10 protein-coding genes and 1 rRNA gene are annotated in these 7819 nt (G+C 50.9%); 4 read left to right on the top strand and 7 right to left on the bottom strand.

What is annotated here, in order from left to right:
* Positions 1 to 64, bottom strand: a 16S ribosomal RNA gene (locus GA0061071_RS22985); the annotation flags it as partial.
* A gap of 473 nt (positions 65 to 537) precedes the next feature.
* On the opposite strand from GA0061071_RS22985, the gene GA0061071_RS22980 reads away from it, so the two are divergent.
* Entirely contained in the window at positions 538 to 1092 is a 555-nt protein-coding gene (locus tag GA0061071_RS22980) for a gamma carbonic anhydrase family protein (protein WP_061492945.1), read from the top strand.
* Here the strand turns inward: GA0061071_RS22980 and GA0061071_RS22975 are convergent.
* The 6 genes from GA0061071_RS22975 to dprA are packed head-to-tail and all read right to left on the bottom strand — an operon-like array spanning position 1068 to position 4860.
* Entirely contained in the window at positions 1068 to 1325 is a 258-nt protein-coding gene (locus GA0061071_RS22975; RefSeq protein WP_088237203.1) for a DUF1488 family protein, read from the bottom strand. The genes GA0061071_RS22980 and GA0061071_RS22975 overlap by 25 nt on opposite strands.
* On the bottom strand, positions 1322 to 2140 hold the full coding sequence (gene aroE, locus GA0061071_RS22970; RefSeq protein ID WP_061492943.1) for a shikimate dehydrogenase: 819 nt from the start codon (positions 2138 to 2140) through the stop codon (positions 1322 to 1324). The genes GA0061071_RS22975 and aroE overlap by 4 nt, the downstream gene beginning before the upstream one ends.
* Positions 2141 to 2144: 4 nt before the next feature.
* Positions 2145 to 2717, bottom strand: a complete 573-nt coding sequence (gene tsaC, locus GA0061071_RS22965; RefSeq protein WP_088237204.1) for an L-threonylcarbamoyladenylate synthase type 1 TsaC — start codon at positions 2715 to 2717, stop codon at positions 2145 to 2147.
* The gene (locus GA0061071_RS22960; protein WP_061492941.1) at positions 2707 to 3264 is read right to left on the bottom strand and encodes a DNA topoisomerase family protein; all 558 of its coding nucleotides are present in this window, start codon (positions 3262 to 3264) and stop codon (positions 2707 to 2709) included. The genes tsaC and GA0061071_RS22960 overlap by 11 nt, the downstream gene beginning before the upstream one ends.
* A 26-nt stretch (positions 3265 to 3290) precedes the next feature.
* Positions 3291 to 3764 carry a DUF494 family protein Smg gene (gene smg, locus GA0061071_RS22955; protein ID WP_061492940.1) on the bottom strand — a complete coding sequence of 158 codons (474 nt, stop codon included), beginning with the start codon at positions 3762 to 3764 and terminating at the stop codon, positions 3291 to 3293.
* Positions 3736 to 4860, bottom strand: coding sequence for a DNA-protecting protein DprA (gene dprA, locus GA0061071_RS22950; RefSeq protein WP_088237205.1), 1125 nt, complete (start codon positions 4858 to 4860; stop codon positions 3736 to 3738). Before dprA ends, smg begins: the two co-directional genes overlap by 29 nt.
* Positions 4861 to 4988: 128 nt before the next feature.
* Between dprA and def the strand changes: the two genes are divergently transcribed.
* The 3 genes from def to rsmB are packed head-to-tail and all read left to right on the top strand — an operon-like array spanning position 4989 to position 7803.
* The gene (def, locus tag GA0061071_RS22945; RefSeq protein WP_061492938.1) at positions 4989 to 5498 is read left to right on the top strand and encodes a peptide deformylase; all 510 of its coding nucleotides are present in this window, start codon (positions 4989 to 4991) and stop codon (positions 5496 to 5498) included.
* 20 nt (positions 5499 to 5518) lie between these two features.
* Entirely contained in the window at positions 5519 to 6466 is a 948-nt protein-coding gene (gene fmt, locus GA0061071_RS22940; RefSeq protein ID WP_088237206.1) for a methionyl-tRNA formyltransferase, read from the top strand.
* Between the two features lie 47 nt (positions 6467 to 6513).
* On the top strand, positions 6514 to 7803 hold the full coding sequence (gene rsmB / locus GA0061071_RS22935; protein WP_088237210.1) for a 16S rRNA (cytosine(967)-C(5))-methyltransferase RsmB: 1290 nt from the start codon (positions 6514 to 6516) through the stop codon (positions 7801 to 7803).
* The last annotated feature ends 16 nt before the right edge of the window (positions 7804 to 7819 follow it).

The following is a 7819-nucleotide window of genomic DNA, read 5'->3' as shown; positions in this document are numbered from 1 at the left end:
CGACTTGCATGTGTTAGGCCTGCCGCCAGCGTTCAATCTGAGCCATGATCAAACTCTTCAATTTAAAAGTTTGATGCTCATCGAATTAAACTTCGTAATGAATTACGTGTTCACTCGTGAGACTTGGTATTCATTTAGCGTCCGTGGACGTCAAGAATCCATGTCACTTTGAGTGCCCACACAGATTGTCTGATAAATTGTTAAAGAGCAGTTGTGACGCGCTCTGGAGCGCTGTCACGAGGTGGCGTATATTACGCTTTCCTCTTTCAGAGTCAACCCTGAATTTCAGGATTTTTCTCTCTCGTTGTTTCGACTATCTCGTGAAGTGATTCACGTTGTCGTGTCAACGGAGGCGCATTATAGGGATCCCAATTTTAAGCACAAGTCTTTTTGCGATCTTTTTTTCTAAGTGCTGTTTTTTCATTCTTTCCGCTGCGATCCCGTACGATGTGTTCAAATAATGATATGTAAATGGCTTGCAGAAGATCTTTCTTCCGATCACAGTCATTATCTGGGTCAGTATTTGATGAGGTAATTATGTCTGCTGCTTTACGTCCATATAAAGATCTTTTCCCTCGCATTGGTCAACGAGTCATGGTCGATGCTACGAGTGTGGTCATTGGCGATGTCCGGATTGCTGATGATGTTGGGATCTGGCCGTTAGTCGTGATCCGGGGTGATGTGAATTATGTAGAAATAGGTGCGCGCAGCAATATTCAAGATGGCAGCGTTCTGCACGTCACACATAAATCATCATCTAATCCTGAAGGCGACCCGCTGATCATTGGTGAAGATGTTACTGTGGGACATAAAGTGATGTTACACGGTTGCACTATTGGTAATCGGGTTCTGGTCGGTATGGGATCGATTTTACTTGATGGTGCCATAATAGAAGATGACGTAATGATCGGGGCTGGCAGCCTGGTTCCCCAAAATAAGCGCCTGGAGAGTGGCTATCTTTATCTGGGAAGCCCGGTAAAACAAATCCGCCCCCTGAAGGAAGCGGAAATAGAAGGGCTGAAATACTCCGCAAATAACTATGTGAAGTGGAAAGACGAATACATTGATCAGGACAGCCAGACAACGCCCTGATCATCTTCTTCTTGCTGCCGAATACGTTGCTCAGCCTCCTCTTCTAAATCCCAGCGATATTCACGAAACAGCGCCAGATGCTCTTCTGGCGCTGCACTACCAAAACGTCGTGCCAGTACTTCACCTTTGATTGCACAGCTGAGTTGCATACCATTGACCAGCGCGGGGAAAAAGACCGCCTGCGCTGAGACATTCCACTCTTCGCGATCAGGAAACTGGATGGCCTGATTCATTTCGCCAGTTCCAGCTTCAGGGAGTTAATGACAGGTTCAACGTCAGGCAGTACACCATGCCACAACAGCACGGCATGGGCCGCTTGTCCCACCAGCATGCCCAGACCATCGGCACAATTCTTTGCGCCCAGCTTTTCGCACCAGGCAAGGAATGGCGTATTCCCCTTCTGATAAAACATGTCGTAGCAATATGTCTGAGGGTGAATGATGGCTTCCGGCAATGCGGGAATGTCTCCACCAATCCCGCTGGAAGTGGCATTGATAATAAGATCAAATGCATGGTCAGCCAGGTCATCCATGGCTACCGCATCAACACTCCCCGTATGGGCGAAGAGTCGAGCCAGCTCTTCTGCACGAGCCCCTGTGCGATTAGTAATGGTTACCGCGCAGTCCAATGAGAGCAAGGGAAGCAATACACCCCGCGCGGCACCACCCGCACCGATCAGAAGAATGCGAAACCCCGGGCGGATAAATGCCAGACGTTCGAGATCGCTCAGCAGGCCAATTCCATCCGTGTTGTCTCCGAGTAAGCGGCCATCTTCTAGTCGCTTTAGTGTATTGACCGCCCCAGCAAGCGCAGCACGTTCGGTCAGTTCATCAGCGCGGGCAAAAGCTTCTTCTTTGAAAGGCACTGTAATATTGGCCCCTTTTCCGCCTCCGGCAAAAAAGGACTCCAGTGTATTCACAAAATCATTCACCGGCGCAAGCACACGACCATATTGATGATCAATACACAGTTGCGTAGCAAACTGCTGATGAATAAAAGGCGATTTGCTATGCGCGATGGGATTACCAAAAACTGCATAGGATTCCATATGATTACCCCTGACGGAAAAGTTCGCCGGTTAGAGCATCCCGGATTTCAGAAGGATTCTGTCGTCCTCCTGTTGGCGCATCAATGACCGGAAAATCCACGCCGAACTGATCAGCCACTTCTTTTGCAGTTCTGCAAGGTGGTAAGCCAGACAAGTTAGCGCTGGTCGATACCAGCGGCTTGCCGTACGCCTCACACAGCGCAATGACATCCGGATGATTGGTAACGCGCACAGCCAACGAGTCGAAACGGCCTGTCAACCAACGAGGCGTCGTAGGCTTCGCCGGGAAGACAAAAGTCACCGGGCCGGGCCAACTGGCAAAAATCGTCTGACGCTGCGCATCGGTCAACATGCTGTCATCAATATAGGGTTTCAGTTGTTCAAAGCTTGCGGCAATCAGGATCAATCCTTTTTCAACCGAGCGTTGCTTCAGTTCAAGCAGGCGATGAACCGCGATTTCGCTGTCCGGGTCACAACCGACGCCGAAAACAGCTTCTGTTGGATATGCGATGACGTGTTCTTTATTCAAAACCTCTACCGCCGCAGCGATTGGGTCTGTTGGCAGGTTATTCTTCACGAGTTTGTTCCGCCGTTACCGGCTGTCCACATTGTTTACTGGCGCAAAAGCATTTCACACCCTGCGCGGTTTTCTTTTCTATAAGTAGCGGGTAGCGGCACACAGGGCATTCGCCCGCCACTGGCTTGAAATTAATGACGAACTGGCAATCAGGATAGCGATCGCAGGAGTAGAAGGTCTTACCATATCGGGAGCGGCGCTGCACCAGATGCCCATTCTGACACTGAGGGCAGGTTATTGCCGTCTCGTCGGGTTTATCAATCAGCTCGGTATGTTCACACTCAGGATACTGGCTACAACCAATAAACATACCAAAACGCCCTTGACGCAGCACCATGGTGGCACCGCATTCAGGGCAAACATGCCCTTCCAGAACTTTAACGATATGTCCGTCCGCCTGGCTCTTCAGGGGGCGTACATAATCGCATTCCGGATAATGTGAGCATCCGAGAAACGGACCGTGTTTCCCGGAGCGAATAACAAGTTCAGCCCCGCATTGTGGGCAGGGCTCATTGTTACGCACCGAAAACAGTGCTGATTTGGCCATAACGACTCTTGAAGCTGCAAAAATGATTAGTGCAGCATACCTTCATTCACTTCAAAGAGTAATTCTTCCATTTGCTGGTATGCGTTCTCACATCCTGGAATATTGAAGAGCACCATCAGAATGACCCATTTCAGATCTTCCAGTTCGAACTCTGCCGTATCCAGCGCCAGCACACGTTCAATCACCATTTCTCGCGTTTCGAGGTTTAGCACCTGAATCTGCTCGAGGAATAATAAAAACCCCCGGCAACTGGCATCCAGCCTTTCGCACTCGTCCGCAGTATAAATACGCACAGAGAGCGGATCAGAAGCAAGCTGCATCGGTTCGACAAGGCCTTCCTGATAATCAGCCAGCTTTTCCAGCCAGAGAAGTGCATTGTAGATGTCTTCACGATCAAATCCGGCGTCGGTAAGATCCCGTTCCAGTTTGTCTTGATCCACACGCATTTCAACTTCGTTATGGATGTAAGTCTCAAACAAGTACATTAGTACGTCGAACATGGCTTGCCCTCCTCAATCGGACATAGCCGCCGGGTACAGCTGCGATCCATCCTGCTAACTCCAGTTCAAGCAATTGTGATGCAGTAACTGGCACAGGTTGGCCGGCACGTTCAGCGACGACGTCAACAGGTGTTACCTCATCTCCTACGTTAGCCAGGAGCTCAGGAAATGGCAATGCCGCGCTTTCTTGATCTGATGAATAAATTGTTTTTTCGCGTGATTCAGGTAGCCAATTGAGATCATTTTGCAAATTTTCGAGGATCTCTTCTGCCGATGTCACCGGTGTTGCTCCCTGCTTAATTAGCCAGTGGGGCCCTTCGCTGCCAGGGCTACCAATTGGCCCTGGCAGAGCAAACACTTCACGGCCTTGTTCAAGCGCAGCACGGGCAGTGACCAGGGAACCGCTGCGCACGGCAGCTTCGACGACGAGTACACCCAGGCTAAGCCCGCTAATAATCCTGTTGCGGCGAGGAAAATGCCCAGGCAAAGGCGGCGCCTGCAAAGGGAATTCTGACACAAGGGCTCCACCTCGCTCGATCAATTGTGCAGCCAGAGATGCATGCCGGCGCGGATGAATATGATGTAAACCATTCCCCAAAACAGCAATACTCTTGCCGTTCGCATCTAAAGCAGCACGATGAGCAACACTATCGATCCCTAATGCCAGCCCGCTGGTGATCGTTAACCCACTGGCTGCAAGCATCCCACAAAAGGTTCGCCCCCAACGTTCGCCATACCACGAGTGCGCCCGACTTCCGACGACCGCCAGTTGTTTTGTTTTTAGTACCGAAATCGTCCCCTTCACAAAGATCGCGCCAGGGTAATCATCCGTCGCGCGAAGTGACATGGGGTATGCCTCGTCACTGGCAAGAATTAAATGATGATCCGGTGCAGCAAGCCAGGAAAGGGTTCGCTCAATTTCACTCTGCGTGAGTGAAAAAAATCGTCGGGTCTGTGCTGCGGTCAAACCAATGTGTTGGAGCGCATCAGGTGTATATTCTTGATTATGCGACAGCCATTGCTCCGTATTTAGCCATCGGTCGCCACACAAATCGCCAACCTGCATTAAACGCAGCCAAATCTCCGTGGGTGTCATCCTTCCTCCCTGCCACAAGCCGCCCCGCCAATCCTTGCGATTGGTCACTGATGCTGTCAATCGGAAGGGGATTTGTCTAGAATAGAGGTAATATTCTCACCAACTCCTGAACACGACTCTGGATATTTATGGCAGTTTTGCATGTGTTACATATTCCGGACGAGCGTCTTCGCAAAGTCGCTACGCCGGTAAAAGAAGTGAATGCGGACATTAAGCGTATCGTCGATGATATGTTTGAAACGATGTACGCAGAAGAAGGCATTGGCCTGGCTGCAACCCAGGTAGATATTCATCAGCGCATTATCGTTATCGATGTGTCAGAAAATCGCGATGAGCAACTGGTGCTGATTAACCCGGAACTGCTGGAAAAAAGCGGTGAAACAGGTATCGAAGAAGGCTGCCTGTCAATTCCGGAACAGCGCGCGCTTGTTCCGCGTGCTGAGAAAGTAAAAATCCGCGCGCTCGATCGTGATGGAAAAACATTTGAGCTGGAGGCTGACGGCTTACTGGCGATCTGTATCCAGCATGAAATGGATCATCTGGTGGGCAAATTGTTTATCGATTATCTGTCGCCGATGAAACGCCAACGTATTCGTCAGAAAGTTGAAAAACTGGATCGCATGAACGCCCGTGCGTAATACGGGCTGAAGGGATAAACGTGTCAGAATCGTTACGTATTATTTTCGCCGGCACCCCGGACTTTGCAGCGCGTCATCTTGACGCGCTGCTGTCTTCTGAACATCAGATAGTCGGCGTGTTCACCCAACCCGACCGCCCTGCTGGCCGTGGAAAAAAACTGATGCCCAGCCCGGTTAAGGTATTGGCAGAAGAAAAAGGTCTGCCCGTGTTTCAGCCAGTATCGTTACGTGCTCAGGAAAACCAGCAACTGATCGCCAACCTTAACGCTGATGTGATGGTGGTGGTGGCCTATGGATTGATTCTCCCCAAATCCGTACTGGAAATGCCGCGTCTTGGCTGTATCAATGTTCATGGCTCATTGCTTCCACGCTGGCGCGGTGCCGCACCTATTCAGCGCTCATTATGGGCCGGCGATGCGGAAACTGGCGTTACCATCATGCAGATGGACGTTGGTCTTGATACCGGAGACATGTTGTACAAACTTTCCTGTCCTGTCACTGCCGAAGATACCAGTGCTACGCTGTACGATAAACTGGCTCAGCTCGGCCCTCAGGGGTTACTCGATACGTTGCAGCAGTTAGCGCAGGGACGTGCCGAGCCGCAAGTGCAGGATGAAGCGCTGGTCACCTATGCAGAAAAACTGAGCAAAGAAGAAGCGCGTATCGATTGGTCCTTGAGCGCGGCTCAATTGGAGCGATGCATTCGCGCTTTTAATCCGTGGCCGATGAGCTGGTTCGTGATTGACGAGCAGCCGATCAAAGTATGGAAAGCGTCAGTGATTCCGTCATCCACAACTGCGGTTCCTGGCACGATTCTCGAGACGTCGAAAGCCGGCATCCAGGTTGCAACGGCTGATGGCATATTGAACCTGGAATCGCTGCAGCCCGCAGGTAAAAAAGCCATGAGTGCGCAAGATCTTCTAAATTCGCGGCGGGAGTGGTTTGTTCCCGGCAATCTTCTGGCCTGATATTGATTTTGAGCCCGGTTCTGCCGGGCGTTTTTATTTTTATCCTTATGAAAAAAAAATTCAATTTGCGCAGTATGGCCGCACAGGCCATCGAACAGGTAGTGGAACAAGGGCAATCGCTCAGCAATATTCTGCCGCCGTTACAACAAAAAGTATCCGATAAAGATAAAGCACTGCTGCAGGAACTGTGCTTTGGTGTGTTACGCGTATTACCACAGCTCGATTGGCTTATTAATAAGCTCATGTCGCGCCCGATGACCGGCAAACAACGCACGGTACATTACCTCATCATGGTTGGATTTTACCAACTGATGCATACCCGTATTCCTGCCCATGCTGCACTGGCAGAAACGGTTGAAGGCGCAGTGGCCATCAAACGGCCACAACTTAAAGGATTGATTAACGGCGTGTTACGCCAGTTTCAACGCCAACAAGAAGAGCTGCTGGCTGAGTTCGCCAGGAGCGAAAACAAGTACCTGTTCCCGACCTGGCTGCTAAAACGACTGCAAAAGGCATATCCACAGCAGTGGCAACATATTGTGGAGTCCAGCAATCAGCGTCCCCCCATGTGGCTGCGAGTAAATCGCCAGCACCATACACGCGATAGCTGGCTGGCGCTGCTGGAAGAAACAGGTCTGCACGGCTTCTCTCATCCTGACTATCCGGACGCCATACGCCTGGAAACTGCGGCGCCCGTTACTGCCTTGCCGGGGTTCGCAGAAGGATGGGTGACCGTACAAGATGCATCTGCGCAAGGGTGTATCCCGCTCCTTGCTCCTGAAAACGGCGAACGGATCCTCGATCTCTGCGCTGCACCAGGCGGTAAAACCACGCATATTCTTGAAGCTGCGCCGGATGCTGACGTACTTGCTGTGGATATTGATGAACAACGCTTGTCACGCGTTTATGACAACCTGAAACGGCTGGGTATGAAAGCGCAGGTGAAACAAGGTGACGGGCGTTTCCCGACCCAGTGGTGCGAAGATGAACAATTTGATCGCATTCTTCTGGATGCGCCATGCTCGGCAACCGGTGTTATTCGCCGCCATCCGGACATTAAGTGGCTGCGTCGTGAGCGCGATATCCCGGAACTTGTACAGCTTCAGTCCGAAATTCTGGATGCTATCTGGCCGCATCTGAAAACAGGCGGTACGCTGGTATACGCGACCTGCTCAATTCTGCCGGAAGAAAATAGTCTGCAGGTTGCTGCATTCTTAACCCGGACGCCGAATGCGAAGCTTATCCAGACAGGTTCGCTTGAGCAGCCCGGACAGCAAAATCTGCCTGGCGCGGAAGAAGGCGATGGCTTCTTTTACGCTAAGATAATCAAACAGTGATGAGAGCAGCGGGTCA

Origin of the sequence: Kosakonia oryzendophytica, assembly GCF_900094925.1 — a bacterium.
GTDB lineage: Bacteria > Pseudomonadota > Gammaproteobacteria > Enterobacterales > Enterobacteriaceae > Kosakonia > Kosakonia oryzendophytica.
Note: the sequence above shows the minus strand (reverse complement) of the source record. Positions and strands in the feature narration are given on the sequence as shown.